The 13925-nt window shown below is 60.2% G+C and carries 11 protein-coding genes; 7 read left to right on the top strand and 4 right to left on the bottom strand.

What is annotated here, in order from left to right; all coding sequences use genetic code 11:
- Positions 1-47 precede the first annotated feature (47 nt).
- Entirely contained in the window at positions 48-632 is a 585-nt protein-coding gene (locus SMD27_RS01755; RefSeq protein WP_320506617.1) for a TetR/AcrR family transcriptional regulator, read from the top strand.
- Here SMD27_RS01755 and SMD27_RS01750 read toward each other — a convergent pair.
- The 3 genes from SMD27_RS01750 to SMD27_RS01740 form a co-directional block, all read right to left on the bottom strand.
- On the bottom strand, positions 629-2344 hold the full coding sequence (locus SMD27_RS01750; RefSeq protein WP_320506616.1) for an acyl-CoA dehydrogenase family protein: 1716 nt from the start codon (positions 2342-2344) through the stop codon (positions 629-631). The genes SMD27_RS01755 and SMD27_RS01750 overlap by 4 nt on opposite strands.
- 63 nt (positions 2345-2407) lie before the next feature.
- Positions 2408-3328 carry a DMT family transporter gene (locus SMD27_RS01745; RefSeq protein WP_320506615.1) on the bottom strand — a complete coding sequence of 307 codons (921 nt, stop codon included), beginning with the start codon at positions 3326-3328 and terminating at the stop codon, positions 2408-2410.
- 120 nt (positions 3329-3448) lie between these two features.
- The gene (locus tag SMD27_RS01740; protein WP_320506614.1) at positions 3449-4219 is read right to left on the bottom strand and encodes a glucose 1-dehydrogenase; all 771 of its coding nucleotides are present in this window, start codon (positions 4217-4219) and stop codon (positions 3449-3451) included.
- 174 nt (positions 4220-4393) lie between these two features.
- On the opposite strand from SMD27_RS01740, the gene SMD27_RS01735 reads away from it, so the two are divergent.
- From SMD27_RS01735 to SMD27_RS01720, 4 genes are all read left to right on the top strand, one after another.
- Positions 4394-5146, top strand: a complete 753-nt coding sequence (locus SMD27_RS01735; protein WP_320506613.1) for an SDR family NAD(P)-dependent oxidoreductase — start codon at positions 4394-4396, stop codon at positions 5144-5146.
- Between the two features lie 319 nt (positions 5147-5465).
- Positions 5466-6410: an ABC transporter substrate-binding protein gene (locus SMD27_RS01730; RefSeq protein WP_320506612.1), complete on the top strand. Its 945-nt coding sequence runs from the start codon at positions 5466-5468 to the stop codon at positions 6408-6410.
- A gap of 81 nt (positions 6411-6491) precedes the next feature.
- On the top strand, positions 6492-7568 hold the full coding sequence (locus tag SMD27_RS01725; protein ID WP_320506611.1) for a quaternary amine ABC transporter ATP-binding protein: 1077 nt from the start codon (positions 6492-6494) through the stop codon (positions 7566-7568).
- A complete protein-coding gene (locus SMD27_RS01720) occupies positions 7565-9667 on the top strand; it encodes an ABC transporter permease (RefSeq protein ID WP_320506610.1) in 2103 nt (700 codons plus the stop codon). The genes SMD27_RS01725 and SMD27_RS01720 overlap by 4 nt, the downstream gene beginning before the upstream one ends.
- Before the next feature lie 10 nt (positions 9668-9677).
- Here SMD27_RS01720 and SMD27_RS01715 read toward each other — a convergent pair whose 3' ends face one another.
- Positions 9678-10733: a GlxA family transcriptional regulator gene (locus SMD27_RS01715; RefSeq protein ID WP_320506609.1), complete on the bottom strand. Its 1056-nt coding sequence runs from the start codon at positions 10731-10733 to the stop codon at positions 9678-9680.
- A gap of 298 nt (positions 10734-11031) precedes the next feature.
- Here SMD27_RS01715 and SMD27_RS01710 point away from each other — a divergent pair, with 298 nt between their 5' ends.
- A complete protein-coding gene (locus tag SMD27_RS01710; RefSeq protein WP_320506608.1) occupies positions 11032-12165 on the top strand; it encodes an aromatic ring-hydroxylating oxygenase subunit alpha in 1134 nt (377 codons plus the stop codon).
- A gap of 62 nt (positions 12166-12227) precedes the next feature.
- On the top strand, positions 12228-13910 hold the full coding sequence (locus SMD27_RS01705) for a choline dehydrogenase (RefSeq protein WP_320506607.1): 1683 nt from the start codon (positions 12228-12230) through the stop codon (positions 13908-13910).
- Positions 13911-13925: the final 15 nt, after the last annotated feature.

Raw genomic sequence — 13925 nt, 5'->3', positions numbered from 1 at the left:
AGAGTCATGGAAAATATACCCAAGAGCCGCCTGTCAATGCGAAGGCCATGGCGATTATGACCGCTGCCAAGGAGTTGTTCCTGGAACACGGCTTCGGCGCGGTGAGCATGGATCAGGTTGCCCGTCAGGCAGGCGTGTCCAAGGCCACGGTCTATGCTCATTTCGTCAGCAAGGAAAAGCTCTTCGCGGAGATGGTGTTTCGTGCCTGTATCGCGAAATCCCATGCGGTCTTGCCGGTCCTTCAGGCCGATAGCAACATCGAAGGCGTGCTGCAAGAGATCGCCCATATCGTGGTCGATCATTTGCTCTCGCCCGAACCGCTCGCGGTCTATCGCATCATCATGGCAGAGGGCCCGCGCTTCCCGGAATTGCCGCGCGCCTTTTTTGGCAATGGTCCGCTACCGATGATCCGGAAGCTGACCGACTTCTTCGATGAAGCCAATCGTCTTGGCCTGCTGAATGTGCCCGATACGCGCCTGGCGGCCGAACAGATGGTCTGGCTGGTGCGTGGTCCGCTGGGCGTGCGCCGCTTGTTCACCACCGACGTGCCCTGTGATTTTCCAGATGAGGAAGACGTAATCAAAGGCGCTGCGCGCATGATCCACAGGACGTATTGTCCGCAGCCGACCTAATCAAATGCCGGCTCGTTTTCCAGCATCGCCCGTTCAGCTGTACTGACGGGCTCACAGGTCACATCGGGACCGGCATGCGGCCGCCGGCCGAAACGTGATCTGATATAACGGGCGGCGATCAGGGAGAGACGGGCGTTTCCCTCTGCGGCTGCTTCCCGCAGCAGCAGCGTAGCGCAAATGAGATCTGCCATCAGCTCGGTCATCGCGCCGATATGGCAAGGCCCGCTGGCGGGGACCGATCGCAGATGCTCCAGCGTTTGGTGATATGACCGCAGCGCCTGTTGTAGAGGCGGCACTGATGCGGCCATCTCGCCTCCGATTGATATCAGCATTGCCGAGACCTGACGTTCAAAAAGCCCGCCGGCATTGCTCTTGCCCAGGATCAGCCGCAGCACTTCAAGAGCCTGTATATTCGCTGGCCCTTCCCAAACCGGCAGCACCAGTGCGTCGCGCAGCAAGCGGGCTGTCGGATATTCCTCGGTATAGCCGTTGCCGCCCAGGATCTCGACAGCGCGACTGGCGCTGCGGACCGCATCTTCAGCGGTGCGGTATTTCGCCAGGGCGGTCAGCAACCGCAGCCAGACCTGCTGTCCAGCATCCTGCTGCGCCAGATCGAAGCTCTGTGCAGTCGCCAGTGCAAGCACCAGCGAGGCCATCCAATCGGCTTGGAGGTCCAGCAGTTGCATCTCGATGGCCGGATACGCGACGAGCGGCGCACCGAAAGCTTGGCGTTGCCGGGCATGGCCAAGCGCTTCAACGAATGCACGGCGCTGCACGCCGACGGCCGCCATGGCATTGTGAATACGGCTATAGCCCAAAGCCTCCATCATGATCCGCAGCCCCCGCTTCGGCGGTGCGACCTCGAAGCCGATGGCGCCTTGCAACTCGATCTCGCCTGTGGCGAGACCGCGCGTACCGAGTTTGTCCTTTAACCGCCGGACCCGGTATCGATTGAGGCTGCCGTCGTCCAATCTGCGCGGGACGAGATAGAGACCCAACCCGTCACTGCCGCCCGGCGCACCGGCCGGTCGGGCTGTTGCGAGCGCTAGATCGCTTGCCGCGTTGCTGCAAAACCATTTCAGGCCACGCAGCGCGAAACTGCCGTCGTTACGCGGCTCGGCAACCGTCGCATTGGCGCCGACATCGCTGCCGCCCTGGCGCTCGGTTGCCCAAGTTCCGCCGGTTGCGGCCGCGCCATCCATGCGGATGAGATCCGGCAAGTAGTGCGACTTGATCTCTTGCGGCGCGAAGCGATCCAGCACATAAGCCACGGCGCCGGTCAAGGTCACGGGGCAATGGATCGAGATATCCGCCTGCGCCAGCAGATAGCCCATGACAAAGCCCGGCAGAAACGCTGTGGGTTCCGACAAGGCGGCCGGCGCCGCGCTATAGGCCAGCCCGATCATGCCATGCCGGTAGGCATCCCGGTGTATCTCCGCATAGGCTGGATTATGCAGAACCTCGGTCATGAGCATGCCGTCAGCCTGCGGGTCCGACAGGACCGGCTTGCTGGTCAAGATCGGCGGCGCGAAGCGATCGGTATAAGCGGCGGCCTGATCAACATTATTGGCGACCCAGTCGCCGAATGCCGTCAGCCGCGGCGTATGCCGCTGCACGACCTCGCTCGCATGTCGCCGAAGCCAATACTGCAGCGAAGAATCGCCCTGATAGAAATTTCGCCGCCGGCCGGCGGCTGGGGATTGATCGTTCATGCGGCACTCCCGGCACGACCCATCGGCCGGCAGCTTAGCATGTCGAATGTCGGTTCCCCAACCTCAGGATATTTGCGGCGCAGGGATGCGTTGGAAACGCTGTCCGACCCCTTCGATCAGTGTCGCGAGGATGATCAGGCTGGATCCCAAGGCCTGGCGAGCACCGAAAGGCTCGTCGCTGAAAAGAGCGGAGGAGGCAGTGCCGATGACGATTTCCAGCGGAAACAACATGCCGACGAAACCGGGCGATAAGGTCCGCGCACCCCAGATCGCCACCAGATTGGAGGGAATGAAGATGATGAGGGCAATTGCCAGGACCCAGGGCGTGGCGAAGGCTAGAACCTCACCGCTCGGCATGGCACCGGCGACATCGCGCGGCAAGAGCAACAGAGCGATGAAGGAAATGATCAGGCCGCCGAGAAACATCGCAAAGCATTGCGTCATGGCGCGGCTTTCACGCTGCCGTGCCAGCAGGGTCGTGCCATAAGCCCAGCAAATGCCGCCAATCAGCGCCAGCCAGTCGCCCATATTGCTGGGCAGAGGCAGATGGCTGCCCAGGCCAAGGATAGCGGCCAAACCACCGAGACAGCTCGCGAGGGCGAGAATCCGGTAGATATTCAGCCGCTCGCCCAGCATCCAAAGGCCGAACAACGTGCCCCAGACCGGCGTCATGTAAAACAACGCCAACGTCTTCAAGATGTCGGTTAGCAGCAGGCTGATGAAATAAAACGCATAGCCGCCGCCTAGGCACAGCCCGATGAGGATGATCGGCCCTGTCAGGCGAAAACTGCCGCGATTCGGCATGTGTCGATGCCACAGGATCGGCACGAAGATCAGGCAAGAGAAGAGATGGATGCCGAAGGTGACCCAAGCGCCTTCCAGACCGTGCGATTCAAGGAAGCGCAACGGAATCCAGAAGACACCCCAGACCAGCCCAGCGGCAGCAACGGCGATGGCTGGCAGAATTTGCTGATTGCCTTGCATTCGGCACAGCCTCTTTATTCTCCCCACCACCCGTTGCTACAGGCCGTTGCTCGCCGTGGCAATCCACTCTCTGCTAAAGTCCTCCTATAGGCGTTCTAAATCGACCGGAGCGAGGCTTCGTTATTGTGCGGTATAGCCGCCATCCACCACCATCTCCGAGCCGGTCATGAAACTGGATTCGTCAGAGGCCAGGAAGAGCACCGCATTGGCGATATCGATCGGCTTGCCGAAATGGCCAAGCGGATGCAGCTTGGCCTTGCGATCCCATTCGCCCTGGTAATCGCCGAGATCCCTGAGATATTTTTCATGCTGCGGCGTATGGATATAGCCGGGATGGATCGAGTTGATACGGATCTTGTAGCCGGCCTGGGCGCAATGCAAGGCAGCTGCCTTGGTCAGCAGGCGGACACCGCCTTTGCTCGCGCAATAGGCCGCCAGCGGCGATTCGCCGATGATGCCATCGATCGATGAGAGGTTAATGATACTGCCGCCGCGGGTCTCTTTCATCAGCTTGACGCCAGCTTTGGTGCCGAGAAACACGCCGTCAAGGTTGATCTTCATGGTCCAGCGCCAATCTTCCAAGGTGGTGTCTTCGATATTGGCCGCGACGCAGATGCCGGCATTGTTGACCAGGATGTCGAGCCGGCCGTAAAGCCGTTTTACTTCGGCAATTGTCGCATCCCATTGATCGGGCTCGCCCACATCATGGCGATAAAAATTTGCGGTTCCGCCGTTTTCCGTGATGCGTTTGACGACGGCGCGGCCTTGTTCCTCATTGATATCGCTGACCATCACCTTGGCGCCTTCGCGCGCCAACAGCTCGGCCGTTGCCTGGCCCAGCCCCATCGCCGCTCCGGTGACCAGTGCTACCTTGCCGTCGACGCGCCCCATGACTTCCTCCCTGTGATATTTTCCTTCCCGCGATGGAACACCGAAGACGCGATCATCCGTTTGATGCATTGCGCCAGCGCACGGCGTATTTCGTCAAATCGCTGCCGCGTGCATGATCTTATTATCGAAAGCTGCAGAGAGCGCGGCGCTAAGCCGCCGGAACAGGGGAGCGATATGCGTTTTGCCGGCAAGCGTGTTTTGGTGACGGGAGGCGCCCGGGGGATCGGCGCCGCAACGGCTGCGGCCTTCCTGCGCGAAGGCGCCGTGGTCGCCATCGGCGCTCGCACCCAGCAATCCTTCGATGCCTTTGCCGCTGAACATCGGGGTGCCAGGATCATGCCGGCGCTCGGCGAGATTGGTACACAGAAGCAAGCGGCGACTGTCGTTGCCCAGGCCGTCACGGCATTTGGCGGCTTGGATGTCCTCGTCAATTCGGCTGGCTATTTCGCCGAAGTGAAGGTCGAGGATGTTGATCAAGCGCATTGGAACCAAACCATGGATACCAATGTCGCCGGCACGTTTTTCTGCTCGCAGGCGGCTTTGCCGGCACTGAAGGCAAGCCATGGCAATATCGTCAATGTCGCTTCGGATGCCGGTATCATCGGTTATCCGCTTGGTGCCGTCTATTCCGCCTCCAAGGCTGCCGTGGTCAACATGACGCGTGCCATGGTGCTGGAGCTGGCGCAGCAAATTCGCATCAACTGCGTCTGTCCCGGCAATGTCGATACCGACATGATCCGGCAGGCGGCCGAGGCGACCGGAGATCCAGCAACCTACCTTAAAGCGGCCCATGAGCGCTCGCCGATGAAGCGCATGGCGCGGCCGAGTGAAGTGGCCGACGCCATCCTCTATCTCGCTTCGACCGACGCCGGCTTCGTCAATGGCGCTATCTTGTCGATCGACGGCGGCGGGGTCTGCGGTTTCTGATCCTGTCCATATGTCAAGGCTGACCGGTTGGTCAGGGCCATCCGAGCCGGCCAAATTCAAAGTGCACCAACACCGCCACAGGAGCCGGCGCTGTGATCGATGGAATGCCGAAAAGCGTGCGCCAACTTGATGCATTCGGACATGGCTTGGCGAATCTCATCAAACGGCACCTCAGCCTCATGCCATAGATAAACGGTCAGCGGACCACTCTATTTATGCCGGACAATCAGAAGCCGGTGCGCCAGCCGCCTTCCCTCCTCGCCAGCCGTGAGGGAGGACGACCGCGGGGCGATGATGAACACGTTTCTGGGAGAAAATAATGATGATACCGGGCAAATTTTTGCAGTTTACCGCCGCCGCCGTGATCGCTTCGGCTCTGTCCACCTCAGCAATGGCGGCTGATCTCGGTGCCAAGAATGAACCGATCAAGCTCGCCATGCTCGAATGGACCGGCCAGCATGTCAGCAGCTATATCGCTGGGGCCATCCTGCAGAAGATGGGCTACAAGGTTGATTACGTGACGGCCGGTAATTTCCCGCAGTTTTCCGGTCTTGCCGATGGCACTCTCAGCGCCTCGGTCGAAATCTGGATGAACAATGTCGGGGACATTTTCCCGAAGACCCTCGAAGCGAAGCAGATCGAAGATCTCGGCCCGCTCGGCCTGGAAACCAGGGAAGGGTGGATCTATCCGAGATACATGACCGATGTCTGCCCAGGCCTGCCGGATTGGAAGGCGCTGGAACAGCCGAACTGCGTCCAGGCCCTGGCAACGCCGGAAACCTTCCCGAACGGTCGCCTGCTGGATTATCCCGCAGATTGGGGCTCGCGCGGCGCGGCGATCGTGGCGAACAACAAGCTTCCCTTGACGGCGATTCCGGCGGGTTCCGAAGGCGCATTGGTGGCAGAGCTTGAATCCGCCCTCGCTGCAAAGAAGCCGATCCTGATGATGTTCTGGGGACCGCATAGCGCGCTCGCGGATGCCGATGTCGATTGGGTGAAGCTGCCGCCTTGCTCCGGCGACAAATCCCAATGCATCACGCCACCCGACGTCGATAAAATTGTCTGGTCCGGCTTCGGCAAGAAATGGCCGGCTGCCTATGAGTTCCTGAAGCACTTTCAGATGAATGCCCATGAGCAGGAGCTCATGATGGCGCGGATCGAGAAGAAGGGCGAGAAGATTGAGGCGGTGACGGCCGAATGGGTCGAAAAGAACCAACCCATATGGCAGCTCTGGGTCGATGCGGCCCAAGCCTCCGGCAGCTAAGGCGACCTCGATCCCACCCACATGTTCATCCCGGGCGCTTCGTCGATGACTGCCGAAGCGCCCGGCAGATCCGGAGACACAATGAACCCTGGGACTGACGACCGGCCCGTCAAGCTCTCCTGCCGGAACTTATGGAAGATCTTCGGTCCCGATCCGCGCGGTATTCTAACCGCCCTCGATGGCTCGCTCGGCGATCGGACGGTATTGAACCATCGCCTGCATCAAAGCGGTCATCTCGCCGCTGCGATTGACGTCAATTTCGATATCCGCCTCGGCGAAATCTTTGTCATCATGGGACTGTCCGGTTCGGGCAAATCTACGCTCGTTCGTTGCCTGTCGCGCCTGATCGAACCCACCATGGGCGAGATCCTGCTGGATGGCGAGGATCTCCTCACCGTCAGCAAAGCGCGACTGATCGAGCTGCGCCGCCGCGCCATGGGCATGGTGTTCCAGAATTTCGGCCTGCTGCCGCATTTGACGGTGCGTGACAATGTCGCCTTTCCTTTGCGCATCCAGGGAATGAGCGAAACAGAGCGACTGTCCCGGGCGAAGGACATGATCGATCTCGTCGGATTGGGCGGCAAGGAGACAGCCTTTCCGCATCAACTGTCCGGTGGCCAGCAGCAACGTGTCGGCATCGCCCGCTCGCTCGCGGTGGGACCTGAACTATGGTTCCTGGACGAGCCGTTCTCAGCTTTGGACCCGCTAATCCGCCGCCAGATGCAGGACGAGTTCTTGCGCCTGCAACGCATGCTGCAGAAAACCATTATCTTTATTACGCATGATATCGCCGAGGCGTTCCGCCTTGCCGATCGCATCGCCATCATGCGTGACGGCGAAGTCATCCAGCTCGGACGGCCTGCCGAAATTGCCCTAAAGCCGGCAAACGATTATGTCGCCGACTTTACCGAGGAGATTTCGCTAACTCGCGTGATATCGGTTGCGGATGTGATGAGGCCCGCGGGCAGCGAAACCGCCAGCCTGCCGGCAAAACCGGTTTCATCGCGGCTCATGCTGGAGGAACTGGTGCCGCAACTGGCGGCCGGGGTCTCGGCCTTTCCGGTCGTTGATGATGGCGAGCGTCTTTTGGGTCATGTCGCCGCCGCCGACATCGTCGATATTCTGGAACGCGACCGGCTGCGCAGGCGCCGCGCATGATTGTCAGCGATCTTGCCTTGTCGCCGGCAACCTCGCGATCCTGGCGCCACGGGCTGCGGTTTTCGCTGCTGGCTTTCGCCTTCGTCGCGGTGTGCCTGCTGCTCCGCAGCCATCTGCCCTGGATAACTCTCTATCCGCCGACCTGGGTCCTTCCGATTGCCGCCTGGGTCAATCATGTCAGTGATTGGCTTTCCGCCATCCTGCAGCCGATCTGCCGGTCGTTCGCCTGGATGCTTGGCGGCCCGATGGCCTGGCTGCGCGGCTTCCTCGTCTGGCTGCCCTGGCCGGCGGTTGCACTGGCGACGACGCTTGTCGCCTATAAAGCCCAGGGCTGGCGATTGGCGCTGTTCGCCATCGCGGTTGTCGCTTATCTATTGCTGACCGGCTATTGGCCGGCAACAATGAACACGATGGCGCTGGTCGTCCTGGCGGTGCCGATCTCGGTCCTCGCCGGTTTCGGCCTGGGCGTGCTGGCTTTCGCTTTTCCGCGAGCCCGTGCAGTAATCGAAGCCGCGCTCGACTTGATGCAGACCGTGCCGGCTTTTGCCTATCTCATTCCGCTCCTTATTCTCTTCGGCTTCGGTCCGGTCGTCGGCTTGATCGCCAGCATTGTCTTCGCCGTGCCGCCGATGGTGCGCAACACGTTGCTCGGCCTCAACCAGGTCCCGCCGGTCATCAAGGAAGCGGGGCTGATGTCGGGTTGCACCGCTTGGCAGGGCTTCTGGCATACCGACGTGCCGACGGCGAAGCCGCAATTGCTCATGGGCGTCAATCAGACGACCATGGCGGCGTTCAGCATGGTGATCATTGCCTCATTGGCAGGCGGCTCGGCCGATATCGGATGGGAGGTCCTCAGCGCAGTGCGTCAGGCGGATTTTGGGCGCAGCCTTTTATCTGGCCTCGTCATCGCCCTGGTTGCCGTCTTGATCGACCGGATCACCCTCGGTTTTGCGAAAACCGGCGAGATATCAATGAGCCAGGCCGGCAAGCCGTCAGGCCGGCTCCTCTTGGTCATCCTATTCGCTGTTATGTTCAGCGGTATTGCGTTGCGGATGATGGTAGGCAATGCCGATTGGCTGTCCGGCTCTCTCCAGTTCATCAACATGAAGGCCCTGGATGATGGGATTCTCGCCTTGGTGCGTGATCATTCCGGTGCGATCGACAGGATCCGGAACGGCATCATTTCGTTTCTGATGCTGCCGGTCCGCGTCGGTCTGGAAAAAGCAGTGACACCCTTCACCTGGGGCGTGACGCTGACGCCGACAGGCATCGCGTTCTATGTTCTGCTGGTGGCCGTTGTCTCCTTGTTTGCTGGCCTGAAATGGAGCCGGCAAGCAGGTCTCACGGCGATCTGGATCGGTATTTTTCTCTATTTCGGCCTTACCACTTTCCCCTGGCCGGCTTTCATGCTGGTTGTGAGCCTGCTGGTTTGGCGCGTAGCGGACGGCCGGATAGCGCTGGCCGCCTTGGCCGCGATGGCTTTTGCCTTGCTGTCTGGCCTCTGGCTGCAGACGATGATGTCGATCTATCTCTGCGCCTTGGCGGTTTTGCTTTGCCTGTTGTTCGGTGGGGCGCTCGGTCTCTGGGCAGCGCAAAGCGACCGGGTCTCGGCCTTCATCCGGCCGATCAATGACGCGCTGCAGACCATGCCGCAATTCGTCTTCCTGATTCCGGCCTTGATGTTCTTCAAGGTCGGCGAATTGACCGCGCTGATCGCCGTCATGCTCTACGCCATTGTGCCGCCGATCCGCTATGTCGAGCATGGCTTGCGGCATGTGCCGTCCCATGTGGTGGAAGCGGCGGTGCAATCGGGTTGTACAGCGTCACAGCTGCTATGGCTGGCGAAGCTGCCGATGGCTCTACCGACGATAATGCTCGGCGTCAACCAAACCATCATGGCCGCACTTTCGATGCTGGCGATTTCCGCTTTGGTGGGAACCCGGGATCTTGGCCAGCAAGTGTATATCGCTTTGGGTAAGGCCGATGCCGGCATGGGCCTGACCGCCGGCCTGATGATCGCCCTGATCGCTATGGTCTCCGATCGCGCAATCCGCACCTGGTGTCTCAAGCGCCAAGCGCCCGCGTTGCGTGCTGGCTAAGCGGCGGCTGTTAGCGAAGGGTGGGCGATTGCAGGCTGGGCTGACTCTTGCCGGCAAGGTTGGTGACGCCCTTGCGACGGAAGACCGGCGCATTCGTCGTTTGACGACGGTCCGCGCTGGGCGAGCAGCCGAAGACACTGCGATAAACGCGCGAGAAATTTTCCAGCGATGTGAAGCCACACCCCATGGCAACCTCGGTTACCGGCAGATCCGTCTGTTGCAGCAACTGATGTGCCTTGGCTAGACGGATGCGGGTATATTCCCGCGTCAGCGTGGTGCCCAAGTGATGCTGAAAATGCCGCTGCAACTGCCGCTGCGACAAGCCCACCATGGCCGCGATCTCGCCGCAGGATAACGGCTCTTCAATTGCATCCCGCATGATCGCGACGGCGCGCCGGATCGCCTGGCCACCGCTTTCGGCCTTGTTGCCGTCGCTGCGGAGACCATCATCCCGCGCCTCGCTGGAACCTTGCTCTTGTGCGCCGGAGCGCTGGCGGCCCATCAGCATATGCTGGCCGATCTCCTCGGCAAGGTCGGCTTCGCCATGCAGGCTCATCCATTGCAGCATCATGTCCAGAATGGCGGTCGCCCCCGCACAGGTCAGGCGGCCGCGATCGATTTTGTAGAGAATGGGCTTCGCTTTCGTATTTGGATAGCGCTCCTGGAAGCCTTCCAGATTATCCCAATGAGCGGCCACCTCGTAGTCGTCCAACAGACCGGCGGCGGCGAGGATTTCGCTGCCCGTCTCGATGCCGCCGATCTCGACGCCAAAGCGCGCCATGCGCCGCAACCAGTTGGTCACCCGCTGATCCTTGGCATGCTGTTTCGGGTTGAAGCTCGCCAGCACGAAGATGGTCTGGAACGTGTTTTCCGCCGGCAGGCTGCCATCGACCGGTACCTGCATATTATTGCTGGCCCGAACCGGTGCTCCGTCCGCCGAGAGAATCGCCCATTCGAAGACCTGCTGTTGCGCCAGCCAATTGCCGACAAACAAGGTTTCCACGACCAAAGCGAGACCAAGATTGGAAAAATCCGGGCAGAGCAGAAAGGCGACTTTTCGCGGCATAGGACAACCCCTCACTTGAACCGCCCCGGTTCGGCGGCCTCCTTATCACGCTTCATTGCATCGCCGATGACAAGCCGGAACCTGACAAAAAGCGACGGCAATGGACGTTTTTTGTTAGATGGCAATTTTTAAACCACTGGCGGTTCCGCTGCGCAGCTTGGAATGCATCCGGCAAATTACGACATGGCACCGACGCCCGGCATCAAGTCGCGATCCGGCGGCGACAGCAGATTTCGCCTGGACAGATGTGCGGCATGACACGCGCTCAAAAAGGGCTGCAGTAATTGGGAGAACGACAATGTTGGCGAAGAAGACAACTTGGGAAATCGGCGATCCGCAAACCGCATTCACCTTGCCGGCGAAGTTCTTTTACGACCCAGAGATCTTCGATGAAGAGAAGCGGAACGTCTTTTTCAAGAGCTGGCACTGTGTCTGCCATGAAAGCGACGTGCCGGAGGCGGGCTCCTTCATCACCGAGAATATCTTTGAGCAGAGCGTCATTGTCGTGCGCGGCCGCGACAATGAAGTCCGCGCTTTCCACAATGTCTGCCAGCATCGCGGCAACCGTTTGATCACTGAACGTCGTGGCAAGGTCAATGTCGTCTTCCGCTGCGGTTATCATTCCTGGAGCTACGGGCTTGATGGCGCCTTGCGGGCCGCGCCGCGCAGCGAATGCTTGCAGGGCTTCGATAAAGGCGGCCACGGCTTGAAGTCGGTCCGGATGGAAATCTTCGCCGGCTTTGTCTTCATCAACTTCGACAACAACGCGCAATCAGTGGCCGAAATGTGCCCCGGTGCGGAAGCGGAGATCCGCCGCTTCATTCCCGATCTCGACAATATGCGCCTGATCGAGGAAGTCGATGTGTCGGTCAACGCGAACTGGAAAGTCATTCAGGAGAATTCGATCGAAGCCTACCACTTCGATCTGTCCGGCCCGGTGCACAAGCATCTCACCAGCCTGATCGACTACAAATCCTATACGCTGAAGGAATACGGCAATTGGTGGACCTATATGGCGCCGCCGAAAGCCGGGGTGACGGCGGCCTATGGCAAGGCGATCAACGGCGCCAGCTATCAAACCGACTGGTTCTTCAATATCGGGCTCTTCCCGAATACGACTTTTTATTGCTTCCCCTTCACCGACATGCTGGGGACCTTCATCATGATCCCGACCGGACCTGAAACTTCGCTCCTGCGTTTTGGCTATTACGGACCGAATGGCCAGATCCCGGAGCTGACCAAGGCCGGTATCCATTGGATGAATACTGAGCTCGGGCCGGAAGATATCGCGCTGAATCTGACGACCCAGAAGGGGTTGCATTCTTTCGGTTATGATCAGGGCCGTTATCTGGTCGATGCCGAGCGCAGCAACCAGAGCGAACATCTGGTGCATCATTTCCACAAGCTCTATTACCAGGCGCTGCGGCCCTGATAGCCCATCCCCGAGGTTGTTGCCGATTTAGCAAATTGTGATTTGAGCTCAGGGAGTAAGGCATGTCTGGTCCCGGCATTGGGAAAGACGCGAAGTTCGATTACGTCATTGTGGGTGCCGGATCGGCCGGCTGCGTTCTCGCAGCCCGCCTGACCGAAGATGCCGATCGCCGCGTATTGCTGTTGGAAGCGGGGCCGGCGGATAAAGGCTGGGAGATACACATGCCCTCGGGCATGGGCCGCCTGCTGTCCTCGACCAAGTATAATTGGGCCTATGTCTCGGACCCGGAACCCTATCTCGACAATCGCCGGCTGTCGCATCCGCGCGGACGTGTGCTTGGCGGGTCGTCCTCGATCAACGGCATGATGTATGTGCGCGGCCATGCCCGCGACTATGACCACTGGGCGCAATCCGGCTGCCGCGGCTGGAGCTATGCCGATATCCTGCCTTATTTCCGGCGCGCCGAAAGTCATATGAAGGGCGGCGATGAATATCACGGCAAGGACGGCCCGCTGCGCGTCTCTTCGCCGGATATCAGTGGCTCGCCGCTGGCCAATGCTTTCATCCAGGCGGGGCTCGAGGCCGGCTATCCCTATACGCCCGATGCCAACGGGCGGCAGCAGGAAGGTTTCGGGCCGATGGACCGCACCACCAGCAACGGCAAACGCTGGAGCACCGCACGGGGCTATCTCGCCCAGGCGCAAACACGCCCCAACCTCACGATCCGGTCGGGCGCCCTGACGTTGTCGGTGCTGCTGGAGGGGCGGCGTGCGGTTGGCGTCGAATATGCGCGCGAGGGAAAGACCGCAAAGGCTTATGCGGAGCGCGAAGTCATCCTTTGCGGCGGCGCCATCAATTCACCCCAATTGCTGCATCTCTCCGGCATCGGCCCGGCAGATCGTCTGAGATCTGCCGGCATCCAGGTGCGCCATGATCTGCCGGGCGTCGGTGAAAACCTCAATGACCACCCGGATGTTGTGATCCAGCACTGGTGCAAGGAACCGATCACGCTTTACAGCGTCACCAGGGGGCCGCGCAAGATAATGACAGGACTGCAGTGGTTTCTGTCGCAAAAGGGCGCAGCGGCCACGAATCATTTCGAGGCGGGCGCCTTCATTCGCAGCCGCGCCGGAATCGAGCATCCCGACCTGCAACTCACCTTCATGCCTTTGGCCGTCAAGCCGGGCACGGTGGATAGCGTCCCGGGCCATGCTTTCCAAGTGCATCTCGATCTGATGCGGGCTCATAGTCGCGGCTACGTCCGGGCGCGATCAGCTAACCCCAAAGAACCGCCGGCCATTCTCTTCAATTACATGAAAGATCCGCGCGACGTCGCTGATATGCGCCAGGGCGTCAGGCTGGTGCGTGAGATTCTGTCGCAGCAGGCTCTCACGCCTTATCGTGGCGACGAGATATTTCCGGGAATCGACGTGACATCCGATGATGCAATCGATGGCTGGGTGAAGCGGGCGGTGGAAACCTGCTATCATCCGGTCGGCACCTGCAAGATGGGCGGCGATACGGATCGCAGCGCCGTTGTCGACAGCGAATTGCGCGTGCATGGACTTCAGTCCCTGCGCGTGGTCGATGCCTCGATCATGCCCTCGATCGTCAGCGGCAATACCAATGCACCGACCATCATGATCGCCGAAAAGGCCAGCGACATGATCCGCAAGCGCAAGCCGCTGCCCCCGCAACCGTCGCCGGTCTGGATCAATCCGGCTTGGGAAACCGCCCAACGTTGATGCGCCAAGGCGCAG

The sequence above is a fragment of the Dongia soli genome (assembly GCF_034044715.1).
Lineage (GTDB): Bacteria > Pseudomonadota > Alphaproteobacteria > Dongiales > Dongiaceae > Dongia_B > Dongia_B soli.
Note: the sequence above shows the minus strand (reverse complement) of the source record. Positions and strands in the feature narration are given on the sequence as shown.

What these genes read in the sequence shown, in the direction of transcription:
- SMD27_RS01705 (WP_320506607.1), top strand. Translation starts at nt 12,228, where the DNA reads ATGTCTGGTCCCGGCATTGGGAAAGACGCGAAGTTCGATTACGTCATT.
- SMD27_RS01755 (WP_320506617.1), top strand. Translation starts at nt 48, where the DNA reads ATGGCGATTATGACCGCTGCCAAGGAGTTGTTCCTGGAACACGGCTTC.
- SMD27_RS01740 (WP_320506614.1), bottom strand. Translation starts at nt 4,219, where the DNA reads ATGGGGCGCGTCGACGGCAAGGTAGCACTGGTCACCGGAGCGGCGATG.
- SMD27_RS01730 (WP_320506612.1), top strand. Translation starts at nt 5,466, where the DNA reads ATGATGATACCGGGCAAATTTTTGCAGTTTACCGCCGCCGCCGTGATC.
- SMD27_RS01750 (WP_320506616.1), bottom strand. Translation starts at nt 2,344, where the DNA reads ATGAACGATCAATCCCCAGCCGCCGGCCGGCGGCGAAATTTCTATCAG.
- SMD27_RS01725 (WP_320506611.1), top strand. Translation starts at nt 6,492, where the DNA reads ATGAACCCTGGGACTGACGACCGGCCCGTCAAGCTCTCCTGCCGGAAC.
- SMD27_RS01745 (WP_320506615.1), bottom strand. Translation starts at nt 3,328, where the DNA reads ATGCAAGGCAATCAGCAAATTCTGCCAGCCATCGCCGTTGCTGCCGCT.
- SMD27_RS01710 (WP_320506608.1), top strand. Translation starts at nt 11,032, where the DNA reads ATGTTGGCGAAGAAGACAACTTGGGAAATCGGCGATCCGCAAACCGCA.
- SMD27_RS01715 (WP_320506609.1), bottom strand. Translation starts at nt 10,733, where the DNA reads ATGCCGCGAAAAGTCGCCTTTCTGCTCTGCCCGGATTTTTCCAATCTT.
- SMD27_RS01735 (WP_320506613.1), top strand. Translation starts at nt 4,394, where the DNA reads ATGCGTTTTGCCGGCAAGCGTGTTTTGGTGACGGGAGGCGCCCGGGGG.
- SMD27_RS01720 (WP_320506610.1), top strand. Translation starts at nt 7,565, where the DNA reads ATGATTGTCAGCGATCTTGCCTTGTCGCCGGCAACCTCGCGATCCTGG.